We start from the raw sequence: 18,659 nt of genomic DNA, 5'->3' as shown, positions 1-18,659 counted from the left end.
GGAAAAAAACTTCATTTTTCGAATGTTAGGTTTCTAGATAACTAGAAAAGGATACTTTAATTTTAAATTATAACACATGAAAACATGAAAATCATCAGCAAAAGGAGAGAGCATATCGAAATATACTCTCTCTTTCCGTCAAGCATTTCTTAAAGACTAATATTTTATTTAGTCAAGTATGTTTCTTTGTAAGTGTAATCTGGACCAAATGGATTTTTTTGCAAGTTTTTAATGTAGTCTTTTTGTAGGTATGCAGTAGAACGTTGATAAAGTGGTTGAATAGCTACATCATCCGTAAGAAGGATTTTTTCTGCTTTAACCATTTCATCCCAACGTTTTTGATCGTCAGCTGCATAAGTTACAGAAGCATCATTTAAAATCTTGTCATAGTCTTTGTTAGAATAACTCATTCTGTTTTGTGCACCATCAGTTACGAATAGGTTCAAGAAAGTGGATGGATCTTGATAGTCAGGACCCCAGCCGCTCATTGAGAAGTCGTAATCTTGGTTTTGGTCATTTTGTAAACGAACTTTAAATGGTACGTTTTTAAGTTTAACTGTAAGACCGTCTAAGTTCTTTTGTAGTTGGTCTTGAATGAATTCAGAAGATTTTCTCGCATTTTCAGTGTCATCACTAGTGAATTCAACTGTAATTTCGGAAACTCCAAGTTCTTTCAAACCAGCTTTCCATGCTTTTTGTGCTTCTTTTACATCATATTCTAAATGTTTACCAGACTCTTTTGTATAATCTTCTTTGTTACCTGGGTCAAAAGTGAAACCTTCTGGTACAAGATTGTTTGCAGGTTTAGATCCGTTTTTAAGAACTGTATCAGTGTACGATTGTTTGTCAATCGCAAGAGCTATAGCTTTACGGATGTTTTTGTTAGCAAATACTGTGTCTTTGCCAGCACGTTTTTGGTTAAATTTAATGTAGAATGTTGAAGAATCGTTCACTGTAACGTAGTCTTTATTGTTTTTGTTTTGAGCCGCGTAATCAGCACTTAATACTGTACGGTCAACTTTGTCAGTGTTGTATAAGTTAAGTCCAGTACCGGAGTCTTGAACAACTTGTACGTTGATTTGTTTCAACTTAACTTTATCTTTATCCCAGTAGCTATCATTTTTTACATAAGTCCATTTTTTGTTTGTTCCAGTCCAGTCTTTCAACTCGAAAGGTCCGTTGAATAACATGTTATCACTATTTTGTGCATATTTTTCGCCTTTTTCCGTAACGAATTTTTCGTTAAGTGGGAAGAAAGTTGGGAATGCAAATAATGAGTTAATGTAAGCAGTTGGTTTAGCTAAAGTAATTTCTAAAGTATAGTCATCTACTGCTTTAATTCCTAATTCTTCAGGTTTTTTCTTGCCAGCTACGATATCAGTACCATTTTTGATTGCATCAAATAGGTAAGAATAAGTTGCAGCAGTGTTAGGGTCAACTGCACGACGCCATGAGTAAACATAGTCATTTGCAGTTACAGGATCTCCGTTAGACCATTTTGCATCTTCACGAAGTTTGATAGTATAAACTGTTTTGTCATCGCTAATTTTTGGCTCTTCAGCAGCACCGGCAATGGCAGGAATACCATCTTTGTCAAGCGCATATAGACCTTCGTTTGTTTGGTTTACAACGTTTAAACCAACTTGGTCATCCGCTTTTGTGCTGTCTGCAGAAGGAATTAGTGCGCTTTCTGTCAAGTTAAGAACTTGCTCTCCTGAAGCTTTTCCTGAATCTGAGCCTTTTTTGTCGGATTTGGAATCTGATCCGCCTCCGCATGCTACCAAGACTAAGCTTAGTAATAGTGTTAATCCAAGTGTAAGAAATAATTTAGATTTTTTCACTAAGTAGACCTCCCTTTTTTATTTTTCTGAAAAATTGTTTCGATACCTATTATACTCTAAGATTTCTGGCTTTGTAAATTATTTTTACAAGATAAATGAAAACAAGGATGAAAGATACAAGTTATTAAAATATTAAGGCAAAATTGAAATTGCGTGAAAACTCTGAACAGAGAGTGTTACACAATCCTCTATTTTGCAATAAATCGAATTAATTATGTATACTTTGCTAAACCTTTTGATTAAGTTTTCAGAAAACATAACCATTTAAATTGATAAATTTACGCTGAACTTTGCCAATTAAGTTTTAACTGGAAGAAGTCATCTTTTTTGTATAAGTGAAAATATCGAACCCCTTTAAATTTTTAAAGGATTATTATATTTATATACTTTTTTTGAGCTGTTGTCTAGATAAAAATACCAAAAATTTAATTAAATTTTGTAATAAATTCGAAAAACGTTGATATAAAGGCATTTTTTTATTAACAATCTGTAAAGACACTAAGGCGTTTTTTTGGACAAAAATGGACAAATTTCTAACATTGCATGATAGCTTCCTTCTATCATATAGTCTTTCTATGGAAATTGTGATAGAGTGAATTATGAATTTTAATTAGAGGTGAAGAAATGTTTTTACGAATTACTATTTATACACTTATTCAAGAAGCCATTATTTTTGGTATTCTGCTTTTCGGCAAAAATCAGCATGTTAGTTTAAGCAATTATGTGGATGTTTCTTTCCTTGTAGCGCTTATTACATTATTAATAGGGTTATTCGTTTATATTATGAGAAGTGGCTTTTTAGACCGTGTTCATAACGGCTTTCGAAACCTCTCTCGTAAAATTAAACGAGAAGAAGAGAGCGAGTTCTCGGATATGCTATTATCGGAGCTAGTTGGCCTTCAATACGCTGGAATTTTGATTAGTTCGCTTCTTGTTATGCTATCTAGTATCCTGTGCATATTTTTGTAATTGACAAGCTGATTTGAAAACTGCTAGAATAAATGTAATATAACTGATGCGTTAATAGGAAGATTAGTACATTTTGTTGCTTTATAATAGAGAGTCTGTGGTTGGTGAAAACAGATAAAGCGCAAAATCGAATGGACTTCTAAGGACTGTTTGTGAAAGATTAGTAGCGAACAGCGGCTAAAGACCGTTACTTCTTTAATAGAAATTTTCTATTGCTAAGAGCCTTTTTGGTACTTAGGGTGGCACCGCGGATAACCGTTCGTCCCTAACATTTATATGTTGGGATGGACGGTTTTTTATTTTCGCAATCAGTGAAAAAATTGGAGGAATAAACATGAAAAAAGTAATCTTTTCCGGAATACAACCTAGTGGACAACTAACTTTAGGAAACTATATTGGGGCGTTGAAACAATTTGGACAGTTTCAAGATGAGTACGAATGTTTTTATTGTATCGTAGACGAGCACGCGATTACGGTACCACAAGATAGATTAAAACTTCGCGAGCAAACAAGAAGCCTAGCAGCCCTTTATTTAGCGGTTGGACTTGATCCAGAAAAAGCGACTCTTTTTATTCAATCAGAAGTCGCAGCACACGCACAAGCCGCATGGATTTTACAGTGTAACGTTTATATTGGCGAATTAGAGCGTATGACACAATTTAAAGATAAATCAGATGGAAAAGCTGGCGTTAGTGCTGGACTTTTAACCTACCCTCCTTTAATGGCTGCTGATATCTTACTTTATCAAACAGATTTAGTGCCTGTTGGTGAGGATCAAAAGCAACATATTGAATTAACTCGTGACTTAGCAGAGCGATTTAATAAAAAACATGCGGATATCTTTACGATGCCAGAAGTATTTATTCCTAAACAAGGCGCTCGAGTGATGTCTTTACAAGATCCAACGAAAAAAATGAGTAAATCGGATGCTAATTTAAAAAATGCGATTTTCTTACTTGATCCCCCAGCAACTATTAGAAAAAAAATCAAAAGTGCTGTAACGGATTCTAGTGGTATCATCGAATACAATAAAGAAGAAAAACCAGGTGTATCTAACTTGCTAACTATTTATTCCGTTATTACTGGTGAAACGATTGCTAGTATAGAAGAAAAATATGTAGGCAAAGGTTATGGCGATTTTAAAACCGACTTAGCCGAGTTAGTTGTTGCTGAACTTGAACCGATTCAAGAAAGATATTACGCTTATCTTGAATCCGCAGAATTAGACACTATTTTAGACGCAGGAGCTGAAAAAGCTGCTCGTGTAGCTAATAAAACATTGAAGAAAATGGAAAATGGCGTTGGCCTTGGCCGTAAACGCAGAAAATAACGATAAAAAAGCCGAGTACTTGGATTAGCTCAAGTACTCGGCTTTTTCGATTTAAAGATTAACCTACTTTAATTTCTACATCAATGTTGCCACGAGTTGCTTTAGAATATGGGCATACTTCATGCGCTTTTTTAAGTAGTGCTTCTGTTTTTTCTTCATCTTGCCCTTCGATAGTTCCTTCTAATAAGACACCGATTTTAAAGCCATTATCTTCTGGGTCGCTATATAAGCTAACAGTCGCTGTTACTGTGCTTTTTGCTTCAATTCCAGCTTTGCCAAGAACTAATTCTAGAGCACTGTTGAAACAAGCTCCGTATCCAGCAGCAAATAGTTGTTCTGGGTTCGTTCCACCGCCACCATCTCCACCAAGTTCTGTTGGCGCAGAAATATCAAAGTAAAATACGTTATCTGGCGAATGTACTTCACCACTTCTTCCACCAGTATTAATGACCGTTGTTTCATACAGTTTTTTCATTTTCTATTCCTCCTAATTGGTTAGTTAGTGCTTGTATTTTTGTAAGTAATTGTCTGTAGTCTAATTCTGCAAAATCGAGTAATTGAAGGCAGTTGTCCACGCTTTTTAATACATCTGGTTGTATTTTTATTGCTTTTTCTGTTAGGCGAATATACACACGTCGCTCGTCTTCCGGATGACGATTCCGTGTAACATATCCTAAATGCTCCATTCGTTTTAACATAGGTGTTAACGTTCCACTATCTAAAGCCAAGCGTTTCCCAAGATCTGATACTGTTTGTTCCTCACCTTCCCATAGAACAAGCAGTGCAATGTATTGTGGATAAGTTAATTGAAACGGCTCTAAAGCTTCCCGATACAGTTTCGTAAATTGTTTGGATGCATTGTAAACAGAAAAACACAGCTGTTCTTCTAATATGCGCGTGTTCGTGTCCAACATGTTCTCCTCCTTTTAAGTTGTGTACAATTTAATTTTATACAATACAAATAAATAAAGCTAGTTTTCTGCTCAAAAAAAGCCTTACCTCTTTATTGGAGGTAAGGCTTTTGATTATAAGCTTATTCTTCTATTCTTTTGAATACTAAAGTAGCGTTATGGCCACCGAAGCCGAAAGAGTTAGAAAGTGCTACATTTACTTCTGTTTCACGAGCTACATTTGGAACATAATCCAAGTCACAAACTTCATCTTGGTTTTCTAAATGAATTGTTGGCGCAATAATGTTATCGCGGATACTCAACAATGCAAAAATAGCTTCAATACCACCAGATGCACCTAAAGTGTGTCCAGTCATTGATTTAGTTGAACTAATTGCTAATTTTTTCGCATGATCCCCAAAGACTGTTTTAATCGCTTGTGTTTCATACTCGTCATTATAAGGCGTACTTGTTCCGTGCGCATTAATGTAATCCACTTTGTCAGGAGTAAGACCTGCATCATCAATGGCCATTTTCATTGCACGAGCTGCACCTTCACCATTTGGAGCTGGGGCAGTAATATGGTATGCATCACCTGTTGCACCGTAGCCAACGATTTCTGCATAAATTTTCGCACCACGAGCTTTTGCGTGTTCGTATTCTTCTAAAATAACAATCCCAGCACCTTCACCAATGATAAAGCCATCACGGTCTTTATCAAATGGACGACATGCAGTTTCTGGATCTGGATTTAATGATAAAGCTTTGTTCGCAGTGAAACCAGCAAGCGACATTTTTGTAATCGGGGCTTCTGCTCCACCAGTAATCATCGCATCAGCATCTCCACGTTCGATAACTTTAAATGCATCACCGATAGAGTTTGTTGCTGTTGCACACGCTGTAACAGTTGTTGAGTTAATACCTTTTGCTCCGAAACGAATAGAAACTTGACCGGAACCCATATCCGGAATCATCATTGGAACGAAAAACGGACTAACTCGACGATGTCCGCGATTTAAGAAAATTTCATATTGTGTTTCGAAAGTTTCCATTCCGCCGATTCCTGAACCAATCCAAACGCCTACGCGAGTTGCATTGGAATCATCAATAACTAAACCAGAATCTTGTACAGCCATTTCAGCACTTGCAATTGCGTAATGTGTGAAACGGTCCATTTTACGAGCTTCTTTTTTCTCTAAATATTTTTCTACATCAAAATCTTTTAATTCTGCTGCAATTTTAACCGGAAAATCATCCGGATTAAGTCTTGTCATTTCTGCAACACCATTAACACCTTTTTTTGCGTTTTCCCAAGAGGTTTCCGCATCGTTTCCAATTGGTGTAACAGCGCCAATACCAGTAACAACTACTCTTCTCTTATCCATTTACTCATCTCCTTATTTTGCAATTCATAAAAAACAACTTCTGTCTAATGACAGCAGCTAGTATAAAGTTAAGGCTTTATTTAAAATTAAAAATAGTGCACAAACAAATAAACCAAAAGCCTGTTTCATTATAACATAAATAAAGGAAAGTTGTCCTAACAAAAATAATCGTTAGGGCAACTTTCCATTTTTAATTTGTTGCTTACTTACCCCAACGAATAATTAGGGCGCCCCAAGTTAGTCCGCCGCCAAAACCGACAAGCAAGACATTATCGTTATCCTTAATTCGTCCTTCTTCCACAGCATCAACAAGTGCAAGCGCTATAGAAGATGAGGAAGTATTTCCGTATTTATGAACAGTTTTCATTAGTTTTTCTTCAGGTAAATTCAAGCGTTCACGAGAAGCTTCCATGATACGAATGTTTGCTTGGTGAGGAATTAATAAATCTAATTCTTCTTTTTCAAGACCGGCACGTTCTAGTACACGTAAAGAAGCTTCACCCATTTGGCGAACTGCAAAACGGAATACTTCGCGTCCATTCATATAAATCTTTTTATTTTCATCTAAGTTCAAGTATTTTCCACCAGAACCATCTGAACCTAAGTCAAATGAAAGTAAACCATGATCATCAGAAACTGGTCCCATAACAACGGCACCCGCTCCATCACCGAATAATACAGCAGTTGCGCGATCATCCCAGTTAGTGATTTTAGATAATTTATCCGCACCAACAACGACGATATTTTTATATGCGCCTGTTTTAATGAATTGCGCTGCTGTTACTACGCCAAAAGTAAAGCCGGCACAAGCAGCTTCCACGTCCATACCCGCAGCATTTTTTGCTCCTAGACGGTCTTGGATAATATTCGCAACGGATGGGAATGTTGCTTCTTGCGTAACAGTTGCAACGATAAATAAATCAATATCATCTGGAGTAAGACCAGCATTTTCAATTGCTACTTTTGCTGCTTCATAAGCTAAGTCGTGCGTATATTCATCATCGCGAGCAATTCTTCTTTCTTCAATACCAGTTCGAGTACGAATCCACTCGTCAGATGTTTCCATTATCTTTTCTAAATCAAAGTTTGTTACTATTCTTTCAGGTACGTATTTACCTACTCCTAAAATTCCTGCGTTCATGCGTTCTCCTCCATATCAAACTACATCAGGATGAAAATATGCTTTTTCTCCTGGATATTTTATGACCTGGTACTAATTTTAACAGAGAAATATCAATTACGCAATTGGATTGCTATTTTTTATTTTACTTCTAGTGTTTTGTTAGGGTTGTTTTCAGCGAAACCGCCTGCTTTAGACCAGCCGATAACTTTCCCATCATCCGATTTAATACGGTACCAATATTCATTTTTCACATCTGCTCGGCGATCTATGTCTAATTCTTTTCCTAGATAATCATTTAAATTTGTTACTACTTTTGAATTATCTTCTACTGGGTAAGCATAGATTTTTTGGTCAGAATCGGTGATGTATTTATCTAGCGTTACACTCGTTTCATTTTGTGGTGTGTAGAAAACTGTTACCGATTGACTGTTAATCCACCCAATTATCTTACCTTGATCTTGCAGTTGATACCATGTTCCTTTTGCTGTTATAGCTTTTTGAGAAATTCGAAGTGTTTTATTTTGGTAATCTCTGGTGATGCCTGCTTTTTCTGCACCTTCTGTATTGTATGGTTTCGTCCAAATAATTTCATCACTTGGATTCGTAATTTCTGCATAGGCTAATTGGTTCTCAGTTGAAGTAACTGTATCGTAAATTTGGTCATAACGATCCAAATGATAAGTTTCAATAGTTGAAATGAGTTTATCAGCGTAACCTGGGTCAGTTGCATAACCTGCATCTTGAATGGCGTGGGCTGCTGTTTTATAATCGGTTTCTCCAATTACTGCGGAATATAATTCTGAATTACCAGATACTCCATTAACAAAAAGTTGCGCATGATCGACTAATGATGCCTTTTTGTCTGGATATTTTCTAAAGTCGGCTTGTGTGTGGTATGCCTTGCCGTTGCTAAATTCTTGTGTTCCCATGGAAACGGAACTTCCTTCATAGCTACCTTTAATTCCAAACAAGTTGTTAGCTGAAGTGGATAAGCCGCTTTTGCCCCAGTTGGATTCTAAAATGGCTTGCGCTAATGTAACGCTCGTTAATATTTTTTCGTCTTTTTGTAAGTCTTGTGCATCGTTTGCGATTGATTGTATAAATTGCTGTTGTGATAAAGTCATTCCTGCTTGACTCACTGCAGTTTGGCTCGCTTCTGCTGCCCCTGCATCCACAAAAGGTAACAATGTAGAACTTACGATGACACTTGCTAGTAAAATCTGCGTGAATTTCTTTTTCATTATCAGTTGGCACTTCCTATCCAAATTAGTTAGTTCCCCCAATTTAAATGGCTCTGTCTCTGTTAACCTTCTCCATTCTAGCATTTTCATTCTGAGAGCCTACTAATTTTTCAATGAAAGAATTATCATAAAGTAAGCAGAATGGCTATTTTAAAGGGGTGAAATACACCTATTTACATTTGACAATATTATGTCATTGCTTATTTGCCCCTTTACACTACTATTCTCCGTACTTGCGGTTTTTCCTTCCTTTTTTTCGATAATCGTATTTTCAAATGATATATGATTGGATAATCCCATTTTATGTGCTAAAATGTATAATGAAATAGATGAAATGGGGTGTAAGGATGCGTTACGTGGTGACTGTAATTTGGGTATTCTTACTTTCTTTAATGGCTGAATTCGTTCTTTCTTCCATGTTATATGTATCATTTGATATGACACGGGCTATTATTTTAACAGTAGGGTTATCCTTCTTCATTATTTTAATCACTTTCTTGATGCCTAAAGATAGCGAAGTTTATGACTTTAAGTAAACATCCAACTTTCTGATAGCGAGAACTCACTTTTCGAGTGTAGCTCAAAAAAAGAACCTCTTTCCAATAACTGGAAAGAGGTTCTTTTTTTATTTGTCCAAATAATATTTGTTGACTGGTTTTAAATCATCATTTAGCTCGTATACAAGCGGTACGCCTGTTGGGATTTCTAATTCCATTATTTCATCATCACTGATTCCTTCTAAGAATTTCACTAATGCTCGTAAACTGTTACCATGAGCTGCGATAACTACTCGGCGACCAGCTTTAATTTCTGGAGCAATTGTATCCATCCAGTAAGGAATAACACGTTCTAGCGTTACTTTCAAGTTTTCACCTGAGGGAATTGCGTGTGTATCAAGTAGTTGATAACGACGGTCATTCTTTGCTTGTCTTTCGTCGTTTTCTTCTAATAATGGTGGAAGAGTATCATAGCTTCTGCGCCATTTTTGTACTTGGTCGGCACCATATTTTTCAGCGGTCTCTTGTTTATTAAGACCTTGAAGTGCGCCGTAATGCCTTTCGTTTAAACGCCAAGATTTATTAACTGGGACCCACATTTGATCAGATTCTTCTAATACATAATTAAGTGTTTTAATAGCTCTTGTTAAAACGGAAGTGAAGGCTACATCAAATTCTAAGCCGGCTTCTTTGATTCTTTTCCCAGCAGTTTGCGCTTCTACAACGCCTTCCTCTGACAAGTCTACATCATGCCAACCTGTAAATAAATTCAATTTGTTCCATTCACTTTGACCGTGACGAATTAATACTAATTTCATCTTCCTCATCCTTCCATTTTCGTCTATTTTCTAAACGACTAATCCAACCAAAGTTTTCCCTTTCACGTGGGGTGTCAAACCTTTTTCATGTTATTCTGTGACTTTAAAAGTAAATTCTTTATCGTGCAAATCAATTTCCACGGATGAATGTGGCATGATTTTACCAGATACAATTTCTCTTGCTAGTGGTGTTTCTACATGACGCACAATATAGCGTTTAAGTGGTCGAGCGCCGTAAACTGGATCATACGCTTCTTCTGCAATGAAAGCTTTGGCATTATCAGAAATAGTGATAGAGATTTCTTGATCAGCTAAGCGAAGTTGCAATTCTTCTACTAATTTTTCCACAATGCCTTTAATATCAGCTAGTGTTAGTGGTTTAAATAGAATAATATCGTCTACTCGGTTCAAGAATTCTGGTTTAAATTCACTTTGCAAAATTTGCATGACGTCTGATTCTAATTCTGGTGAAATTTCGCCTTCTTCAGTTCTTTCAAGTAATAAATTAGAGCCAATATTTGACGTCATAATAATTACTGTATTTTTAAAATCAATTAAGCGACCTTGCGAATCCGTAATACGTCCGTCATCGAGTACTTGTAATAGTATGTTAAATACATCTGGATGAGCTTTTTCGATTTCATCAAGTAAAACAATTGAATAAGGATTTCGTCTTACAGCTTCCGTTAGTTGTCCGCCTTCCTCGTAGCCAACATAACCTGGAGGAGCTCCGACAAGTCTTGATACAGAATGTTTCTCCATATACTCAGACATATCAATTCGAATCATATGATCTTCTGAATCAAACATGTTGAAGGCTAAAGCTTTGGCAAGTTCTGTTTTACCCACACCTGTTGGGCCTAAGAAAATAAAGGAACCGATTGGACGTTTTGGATCTTTAATACCGGCACGTGCGCGCAATACAGCATCGCTAACTAACTGAACAGCATTTTCTTGACCGATTACTTTTTGGTGAAGGACATCTGCCAGTTTTAACAGTTTTTCGCGTTCGCCTTCTACAAGCTTAGTCACTGGAATCCCCGTCCAGCGTCCGACAATTTCCGCGATTTCATTTTCTGTGACTTCTTCTTGTAAAATCCGATCTTCTTGCGCTGTTTTCTCGCGATTTTCTTCTTCTAAAGCGAGCAATTCTTTTTCCACGGCTGGGATTTTACCGTGACGTAATTCTGCGGCTTTGTTTAAATCATAATTGTTTTCCGCTTCTTCTAATTCATGGCGTAAATGATCGATTTGTTCACGAACTTCGCGAATTTTACTGATTTCGCTTTTTTCGGACTCCCATTTCGATTTCATTTTATTTGCTTCTTCTTTGTAATCAGCTAGTTCGCGTTGCAACATTTCTAAGCGTCGTTCACTTGCTGGATCTTTTTCTTCTTTTAAAGCTGCTTCTTCAATTTCTAATTGCATCACTTTTCTTGTTACTTCATCAAGTTCACTAGGCATCGAGTCAATTTCTACACGAATCGTTGCGCATGCCTCATCTACTAAATCAATTGCTTTATCTGGTAAAAAGCGGTCGGTAATATAACGGTTGGAAAGACTCGCTGCCGCCACTAACGCATTATCATGAATATTAACACCATGATGGATTTCAAAACGTTCTTTTAAACCACGTAAAATGGAGACTGTATCTTCCACTGTTGGCTCTGGGACAAGTACTTTTTGGAAACGTCTTTCAAGTGCGGCATCTTTTTCGATATATTGGCGGTATTCATCCAATGTGGTCGCGCCGATACAGTGAAGTTCTCCTCTGGCAAGCATTGGTTTTAGCATATTTCCTGCATCCATTGCCCCGTCTGTTTTACCTGCGCCGACAATCGTATGAATTTCATCAATAAAGAGTAAAATTTGACCGTCACTTTGTTTTACTTCTTGGAGTACTGCTTTCAAACGTTCTTCAAATTCACCGCGATATTTAGCTCCAGCAATAAGGGAACCAATATCAAGTGAAATAATCGTTTTATCTTTCAGCCCTTCTGGCACGTCTTTTCGAACGATACGTTGTGCTAAACCTTCGACAATCGCTGTTTTACCAACACCTGGTTCACCGATTAATACGGGATTATTTTTAGTTTTTCTAGATAAAATTCGGATAACGTTACGGATTTCAGCATCGCGTCCGATTACTGGATCGAGTTTGCCACTTCTAACTTCCGCAACTAAATCACGTCCATATTTTGTTAAAGCTTCATAGTTTTCTTCTGCATTTTGAGAAGTCACTCTTTTCCCTCCTCTGATTTTTAAAATGGCATCTTTGATTTGTTTTTTAGTTTTGTGTTGATTTTTAAGTTCGGCTGTAATTGGATTCGACTTTTGATCCATAACAGCTAAGATAAGATGCTCTGTTGAGACAAAATCATCTTCTAATTGTTGTTGTTCTTTTTCTGCATCCCGCATTAGTTGGAAAAGTGCTTGACTCATTGCTTGGCCATAGTTCACGCCACTTCCTGAAACTACTGGGATTTTTTCCAAAGCATTATCTACTACTTTTTGAAGTGCTTCTGTGTCAACTTCTGCTACATCATATACCCGTTTTGCAAAGTCGCTCTCTGTTAATAACACTTTAAAAACGTGTGTAACGTCGATTTCTTGGTGTTCTGATGCAATAGCTAGATTTTGTGCGTCCGCAATTGTTTGCTGGACTTGTTGTGTAAATTTTTGTAAATCCATTTATTCGTCCTCCTTATAAAAGATAAGTCTGACCTTTTTTGACCTTAATTTTATTATAGAATTTTAAATGACGTTTGTCTAACAAAAACCATCTTTTTTTATAGAAAAAGATCCACCACTTTTTAGGTTGGCAGATCTTCTAATTTTCTCAGTCACGGCCTGTAAATAAACGTAACAAGAACAGGAATAAGTTAAGGAAATCTAGGTATAAATTCATCGCAAGCATTGGTACATCTGCAAGCTCCACATCGCGCTTCATAATTTGGTTAAAATCATACAAAATATATAATGAGAAAATGATTGTTCCGCCTGCTGAAATAATGGTTGACAACATAGAACCTAGTGGTAAAAATACTCCTACGAAACTAAAGATGATTAGAATGATAACCGCAGCGAATAACGCACTACTTAAGAAAGATAAGTCTTTCTTCATTTTGGCACCAATAAAAGCTAATGTGGTGAAAGTAACGGTTGCTGTAACAAATGCCATCAGAACGGCAGCACCTTGCCCAGCACCAAAATAATATGTCAAAGTTGGTCCAAGCGTTAAACCTGTGACAAACGCAAAGGCTAGCACTACTGGGTAACCAACTACTTTATTAACTGTTTTACTTCGACGCACTACCATTGCTGTGATTAGTAACGCGACTTCTAATACGACAAGAGGTAAATAAAGTTCTGGGCTTAATTTACTCCCAATTGCAGCACCGATAGATGCAAGTAGCAAAGAAAATACAAACCAATTAAGTACTTTTTGCATAATAATTTGTTTTTCTGTTCTTTTCTCTGTATTTACTCGCTCGGATGTTTGATTGATTTCGTTCATGAACATTTCTCCTCTTCCAATTGATTAGTTTAATTATATCAAAAGAATTATTACATTTCTATCGGTCTTGCGTTGGAATTTCACAAAAAAAGAAGCGCACGAGGCACTTCTTTAAATTAAATCAAATTGTTTCAAGCCTAGCATAATGCCGTCACTATTGTTATCTTTCGTTACAAAAGTGGCTTTTTCTTTTAATAGAGGTACGGCATTTTCCATTGCAATCGCATAATCTACTGCGCCAAACATCTCTAAGTCGTTCATACCGTCTCCGAAAGCATAGGTTGGAACATCCTGGTAACCCATTACTTCAAGTAGCTTTGAAATACCAACTGCTTTGGAACCACCTTTTTTTAGTACATCATTACTAAATGGTGTGTTGCGGACAAACTGTAACTCTGGAAAACGTTCTGGGAAATAGTCATCTCCTGTTTCAAGTAAAAGAAGCGCCATATTGATGGTTTCTTCTTTATACATATTCGTTCTTACTTCTGGCATTGGCTCCCCTAGGAAGTCATAATGTGCTTTTACAACTGGCGTGTTTGCGGTTGCACCAATTCTTTTATCATTATAATAACAAACTTCGACATTTTGTGATTTAGCTTCTTTTGTTAAACGTTCTAAGAGAGTCGCATCAATCACATCTTCGTATACTTTTTCGCCTTCAAAAATAGCCATTTGTCCATTCATCATTACAGCGGATTCGATGCCGGTATTTTTCATTTGATGACTGATTTCGATAAGTGTCCGTCCGGTAGCAATGACAGGAATAATATTATTTTCCCGAAGTTTGTCTAATGCTTGAAGTGAGCTATCAAGTACTTTGGATTCGCTATTTAACAGCGTTCCATCCATATCAAAAAAACAAATTCCACGTGGTTTCACATTATCCATCCTTTACTAACATAATATATCCATCATACCAATCATCCGGACGTAAAGTAAAGGCTATTTGTACATAACAAAATCTCCAGTATGCTCAAAACCAAGGCGGTGGTATATTTCACCAGCGACTGGATTATCATAGAACAAACAAGGCTTCTTCCCTTCTGCTAAAACATCGCAACATAATTTTTTGAGAAGTGTGCTCGCAAAACCCCGTTGCCGGTAGCCATCACTTGTTGCAACTCCTGTAATCATTGCTGAAAACGAATTTTCTGCAGACGTTTCTGCTACAGCTACTACTTCTTGATCTTGTTCAATATAATAAATTCGTTTCACGCCTTTTTCAATTTGGCGAATAATTAATTCTTCATTTTCTTCACGTGTGCCAAATTCTTTAATATCTTTGCGCATTTTAATAATTGGCGCTACATCTTCGGCAACTGCAGTCCGTACAATAACATCTTGATTTACGGAAATTCGGTTTACATGTTCGCACTCGCAAAAATAAGTATCTTGTCTTTTTTCGGCAAGTTGTGGTAAAAAAGCTTCAAATTCCTTTGTGACACGAGAAATACCGCTAACTTCATAAGTATCATGTTTAGCAATAATTTCCGAGAAAGCTTTTGCATCAAAATTAGCATCTTTTGAATACGGTAAGAAAAACGTATCGAATCGAAGTAACAATGCGTGTAATTTGCCCGCTGAATCGAATTCGCCCCAAAGATCTTGCACATCACTCTCGTAACCAAAATTCTCGATATCCCCAATTATAAATAGATTCAGGGTTGCTTCGGGTTTTAAAAGTGCCATTACTTCTTCATTATCAGATACAGTCAGTTTTCTAATCATGTGCCACACTCCTATTTTGAAAATTGTCTTCATTTTACGTGAGTTAGGTAGGTTCGTCAAGCCCTGAATATTTCACATAAAAAAGCTCGGGACAATTAGTCCCAAGCTTCTTAAGATTCGTAATGAATTTCGCCAATTTTTAACAATAAGCTGATTGCATTGAATTTTTCGTCTCCAAGATGCATTTTGTTTGTATCTTGAAAAGTAATAGGTGCTGATGTAATGGCTTCTTTCGGTTGTTCAAAGAATTTTTCGTCTAGTGCCAAACTTTCTGTAATTTGTGTTATGTATTTTTGGAATTTAGTTTCGTTTCTCATTTTCCCTATCATTAATGCTTTTAAAGTGCTTTGGGAAATCCCGGCTGCAAGAGCGAATGTTCTATGAGTATATCCATTTATTTTCATATAAAGTGACAAATTAGTGGCAATTCTTTGTTTCTCTGCCTTGTTTTTCATTTGGGTGAACCTCCTGTCTTTCTATAGTTATCATTATGCCCGGTGAAGATGAGAATTTGATTAAAACTTCATAGTATTTAGCTAAAAATATTGAAAACGTTTTCTTTTAATGCAAAAAATATGCCGGAATAACATCTATCCCGGCACGTTTTTTATTTTGTGTATTTTTCCCAGACAACAGTTCTTAATACTTCTAAAAATTCTGGGTCGGCATTTGGCATCGGTGGTCGGTGGTATGCTGCGCCAACTTCATCTGTGACTACTTTACATTCATAATCATTGTCGTAAAGTACTTCTAAATGTTCCGCAACAAAGCCAACTGGCGTATAAATAAAGTGTTTATATTTTTCTTGACCATAAAGTTCCCTTGTTAAATCCTGTACATCAGGTCCAAGCCACGGTTCTCCGGTCTTTCCTTCACTTTGCCAACCTAATGCGTAATGAGGTACTGCGACTTTGCCAAAGATTAAATCAGCTGTTTCTTGCAGTTGGTCGGGGTATGGATCATTATGTTGTTTAATTTTTTCTGGCAAGCTATGCGCCGAAACGATTAAAACAGTATCCATTAATTCATCTGCTGGAATCTGTTTGGCTATTTCGTTAATTCGGCCAGCCCACATTTGGATGAATTTTGGCTGTTTGTACCAATCATTGATAGCTTTAATTTTGATATTGCCCAGTTTTTCAGCAGCATCTTTCGCTCTTTTATTGTATGCTTCGACGCTAAAACTAGAATAATGTGGTGCTAATACGATAGAAATTGCTTCTTCTATGCCATCTTTATGCATCGCTTCGACTGCATCTTCAATGAAAGGTTCGATATGTTTCAAGCCAATATAGGCTTTAAATTCCACTTCGTCTTGCGTTTCATTTAACGCTTTTTCTAGTCCATAGGCTTGTGCTTCAGTGATTTTTGCTAGTGGAGATAGGCCGCCGATAGCATGATATCTCCCGCGTAAATCTGCAATCATTTCTTCGCTTGGCTTATGACCGTGACGGATATCTGTATAGTAACGTTCGATATCTTCATCTTTGTACGGTGTCCCGTAAGCCATTACAAGTAAACCTACTTTTTTAGTCATTATTTATCATCCTTTTTTAATAGAATTTCGCTTCTCTCATGGATGTAAGTGGTTAGTTTTTCCAGCATTTCTGGTGGTACTTCTGGGAAAACGCCGTGTCCTAAGTTAAAAATAAAACCTGGTTTTAAAACGCCTTCTTGCAAAATTCGTTCGGCTTCTTCCAAGCATTTTTCTGGTGCGAGTAATGTGGACGGATCTAAATTCCCTTGGATTGCTTTGGTTGGTACTTTTTGTCTAGCAGTTGTTAGTGTTTCGCGCCAGTCAACACCAACAACATCAAGTGGCATCGTTTCCCATTCGACAAGAAGGTGACTTGCGCCAACTGCTTGCATAATAATTGGCGTCGTTGGGTGAACGGTTTTAACTTCGCGTACAATCATTTCAATAACTGGTCGGATATATGTTGCGTAATCCGCTCGGCTCAGTGCTCCTACCCACGAATCAAATAGTTGTACAGCGGAAGCTCCGGCGTTAATTTGCGCGACTAAATAGCTCGCCGTCATTCGCCCCAATTTTTCCATTAGTATTGCCCAAATTTCTGGTTCGCGGTACATAAAGCTTTTTGTTTGGTGGTAATTTTTCGATGGGCCGCCTTCTATCATATAGCTTGCTAAAGTGAACGGCGCGCCAGCAAAGCCAATTAGTGGCACCTCTAACATATCATCTGCTAGTAGTTTTATCGTATCGAGCACATAAGGTACTTCGATTTCTGGTTGAAAGAGTGTCAGTTTTTCTACATCTTGGAACGTTCTAATAGGATTATGTATCACTGGACCAATGCCAGACTTAATCTCTACGTCTACCCCCATCCCCGGAAGTGGTGTCATAATATCTTTATATAAAATTGCTGCGTCTACACCGTATTGATCTACAGGTAGCTTGGTTACATAAGCACATAATTCTGGTTGATGCGTGATTTCAAATAGAGAGTATTGTTCTTTTAATTTACGATATTCTGGTTGGGATCTCCCTGCTTGTCTCATATACCAAACCGGAATTCGGTCAACTTGTTCTTTTCGCGCTGCTTTTAAAAATAAATCATTCGTTATTTTTGTCATCGAGTCGCTTCCCTTCTTTGTTCATTTACACACAATAGGCAACAGAACAATAAATAACTTCTCCAGATAAAAGGATACTAGAAATCTTGTATAAAACCAAACAAATTGCCTATCTGCTGTTTCAATTATGAAAAACGTGGAAAACAAAGGTGTAATCATTTATCTTAAAGGAATAAAAACCGAAAGAAGGACTTATCATGAAAAAAGTATTTATCACAACCGGAACTGAGCATTATCTCCGTCAACTAATGGCGAATTACAATGGCGAAAATGTGACCCTTCTGCAAAATTTCTCCCAATCACTTTTGTATCAAGAATCTACGGGCGAAAAAATTTTCCAAGAAGGCGCGGCGTATCGAGTATTACAAAGCAGCGGTTCCTTAAAAGGTTTTGGAATAGTTGTTTTTGAATATATCCAACTCCGCGATGAAGAAATTCCGATTTTCTTACAACTGTATCAACATGCTAGTTTACATTTTAGCGAAACACCTGGCTTACAAAGTACGAAACTTACAAAAGCGATGAATACGAATAAATTTTTAATTATTTCTTTTTGGGATTCCGAAGTGTTCTTCCAAGAATGGAAAAAAACACCGCTACACAAAGAAATAACGAATATCATGAAGAAAAATAATACTCAAACAGGTTTCTCTCATGAAGATATTTATCATTATCCCGAATTTTCCCATGATGCTAAATAAGAAAAAGCGATTTGGACCAAA

At 36.9% G+C, this 18,659-nt stretch carries 18 protein-coding genes and 1 other annotated feature; of the genes, 4 read left to right on the top strand and 14 right to left on the bottom strand.

What is annotated here, in order from left to right; translation table 11 throughout:
- Positions 1 to 164: 164 nt before the first annotated feature.
- The gene (locus HCB49_RS07660) at positions 165 to 1,841 is read right to left on the bottom strand and encodes a peptide ABC transporter substrate-binding protein (protein WP_185392515.1); all 1,677 of its coding nucleotides are present in this window, start codon (positions 1,839 to 1,841) and stop codon (positions 165 to 167) included.
- Between the two features lie 624 nt (positions 1,842 to 2,465).
- On the opposite strand from HCB49_RS07660, the gene HCB49_RS07655 reads away from it, so the two are divergent.
- Both HCB49_RS07655 and trpS read left to right on the top strand, forming a co-directional pair.
- Positions 2,466 to 2,810 (top strand): DUF3899 domain-containing protein, encoded by a 345-nt coding sequence (locus HCB49_RS07655; protein WP_185481212.1) that lies wholly within the window; start codon positions 2,466 to 2,468, stop codon positions 2,808 to 2,810.
- A 42-nt stretch (positions 2,811 to 2,852) separates the two neighbouring features.
- Positions 2,853 to 3,080: a binding site (T-box leader), on the top strand.
- Positions 3,081 to 3,144: 64 nt separating this feature from the next.
- A complete protein-coding gene (gene trpS / locus HCB49_RS07650; protein WP_008948507.1) occupies positions 3,145 to 4,140 on the top strand; it encodes a tryptophan--tRNA ligase in 996 nt (331 codons plus the stop codon).
- 58 nt (positions 4,141 to 4,198) lie between these two features.
- On the opposite strand, the gene HCB49_RS07645 is transcribed toward trpS, so the two are convergent.
- From HCB49_RS07645 to HCB49_RS07625, 5 genes are all read right to left on the bottom strand, one after another.
- Complete coding sequence (locus HCB49_RS07645) at positions 4,199 to 4,615, bottom strand: organic hydroperoxide resistance protein (protein WP_008948508.1); 417 nt, start codon at positions 4,613 to 4,615, stop codon at positions 4,199 to 4,201.
- The gene (locus HCB49_RS07640) at positions 4,599 to 5,051 is read right to left on the bottom strand and encodes a MarR family winged helix-turn-helix transcriptional regulator (protein ID WP_185481336.1); all 453 of its coding nucleotides are present in this window, start codon (positions 5,049 to 5,051) and stop codon (positions 4,599 to 4,601) included. Before HCB49_RS07640 ends, HCB49_RS07645 begins: the two co-directional genes overlap by 17 nt.
- Before the next feature lie 122 nt (positions 5,052 to 5,173).
- Complete coding sequence (gene fabF / locus HCB49_RS07635; RefSeq protein ID WP_185481214.1) at positions 5,174 to 6,415, bottom strand: beta-ketoacyl-ACP synthase II; 1,242 nt, start codon at positions 6,413 to 6,415, stop codon at positions 5,174 to 5,176.
- Positions 6,416 to 6,617: 202 nt separating this feature from the next.
- Positions 6,618 to 7,556 (bottom strand): 3-oxoacyl-ACP synthase III FabH, encoded by a 939-nt coding sequence (gene fabH, locus HCB49_RS07630; RefSeq protein ID WP_008948512.1) that lies wholly within the window; start codon positions 7,554 to 7,556, stop codon positions 6,618 to 6,620.
- A gap of 119 nt (positions 7,557 to 7,675) precedes the next feature.
- Positions 7,676 to 8,803: a GW domain-containing glycosaminoglycan-binding protein gene (locus tag HCB49_RS07625; RefSeq protein WP_185604812.1), complete on the bottom strand. Its 1,128-nt coding sequence runs from the start codon at positions 8,801 to 8,803 to the stop codon at positions 7,676 to 7,678.
- 323 nt (positions 8,804 to 9,126) lie between these two features.
- Here HCB49_RS07625 and HCB49_RS07620 point away from each other — a divergent pair, with 323 nt between their 5' ends.
- Complete coding sequence (locus HCB49_RS07620; protein WP_185392509.1) at positions 9,127 to 9,315, top strand: YjzD family protein; 189 nt, start codon at positions 9,127 to 9,129, stop codon at positions 9,313 to 9,315.
- A gap of 89 nt (positions 9,316 to 9,404) precedes the next feature.
- Here the strand turns inward: HCB49_RS07620 and gpmA are convergent, their stop codons facing one another.
- The 8 genes from gpmA to hemE all read right to left on the bottom strand — a co-directional run bounded on the left by gpmA (position 9,405) and on the right by hemE (position 17,937).
- Positions 9,405 to 10,094 (bottom strand): 2,3-diphosphoglycerate-dependent phosphoglycerate mutase, encoded by a 690-nt coding sequence (gene gpmA / locus HCB49_RS07615; protein WP_185392508.1) that lies wholly within the window; start codon positions 10,092 to 10,094, stop codon positions 9,405 to 9,407.
- A 90-nt stretch (positions 10,095 to 10,184) separates the two neighbouring features.
- Entirely contained in the window at positions 10,185 to 12,785 is a 2,601-nt protein-coding gene (clpB, locus tag HCB49_RS07610; RefSeq protein WP_185604585.1) for an ATP-dependent chaperone ClpB, read from the bottom strand.
- A gap of 148 nt (positions 12,786 to 12,933) precedes the next feature.
- Positions 12,934 to 13,611, bottom strand: a complete 678-nt coding sequence (locus HCB49_RS07605; RefSeq protein WP_185481217.1) for a Bax inhibitor-1/YccA family protein — start codon at positions 13,609 to 13,611, stop codon at positions 12,934 to 12,936.
- A 111-nt stretch (positions 13,612 to 13,722) separates the two neighbouring features.
- Entirely contained in the window at positions 13,723 to 14,493 is a 771-nt protein-coding gene (locus HCB49_RS07600) for a Cof-type HAD-IIB family hydrolase (protein WP_185481218.1), read from the bottom strand.
- A 63-nt stretch (positions 14,494 to 14,556) separates the two neighbouring features.
- Positions 14,557 to 15,342 carry a GNAT family N-acetyltransferase gene (locus tag HCB49_RS07595; RefSeq protein WP_185392504.1) on the bottom strand — a complete coding sequence of 262 codons (786 nt, stop codon included), beginning with the start codon at positions 15,340 to 15,342 and terminating at the stop codon, positions 14,557 to 14,559.
- Between the two features lie 110 nt (positions 15,343 to 15,452).
- Positions 15,453 to 15,797: a hypothetical protein gene (locus tag HCB49_RS07590; RefSeq protein WP_185481219.1), complete on the bottom strand. Its 345-nt coding sequence runs from the start codon at positions 15,795 to 15,797 to the stop codon at positions 15,453 to 15,455.
- 152 nt (positions 15,798 to 15,949) lie between these two features.
- Positions 15,950 to 16,879 (bottom strand): ferrochelatase, encoded by a 930-nt coding sequence (gene hemH, locus HCB49_RS07585; RefSeq protein WP_185604584.1) that lies wholly within the window; start codon positions 16,877 to 16,879, stop codon positions 15,950 to 15,952.
- Positions 16,879 to 17,937, bottom strand: a complete 1,059-nt coding sequence (hemE, locus tag HCB49_RS07580) for a uroporphyrinogen decarboxylase (RefSeq protein ID WP_185604583.1) — start codon at positions 17,935 to 17,937, stop codon at positions 16,879 to 16,881. Before hemE ends, hemH begins: the two co-directional genes overlap by 1 nt.
- Positions 17,938 to 18,134: 197 nt before the next feature.
- Here hemE and HCB49_RS07575 point away from each other — a divergent pair, with 197 nt between their 5' ends.
- Positions 18,135 to 18,638 carry an antibiotic biosynthesis monooxygenase family protein gene (locus HCB49_RS07575; RefSeq protein ID WP_185481222.1) on the top strand — a complete coding sequence of 168 codons (504 nt, stop codon included), beginning with the start codon at positions 18,135 to 18,137 and terminating at the stop codon, positions 18,636 to 18,638.
- The last annotated feature ends 21 nt before the right edge of the window (positions 18,639 to 18,659 follow it).

The sequence above is a fragment of the Listeria cossartiae subsp. cayugensis genome (assembly GCF_014229095.1).
Lineage (GTDB): Bacteria > Bacillota > Bacilli > Lactobacillales > Listeriaceae > Listeria > Listeria cayugensis.
This window is presented reverse-complemented; position numbering and strand designations above follow the sequence as displayed.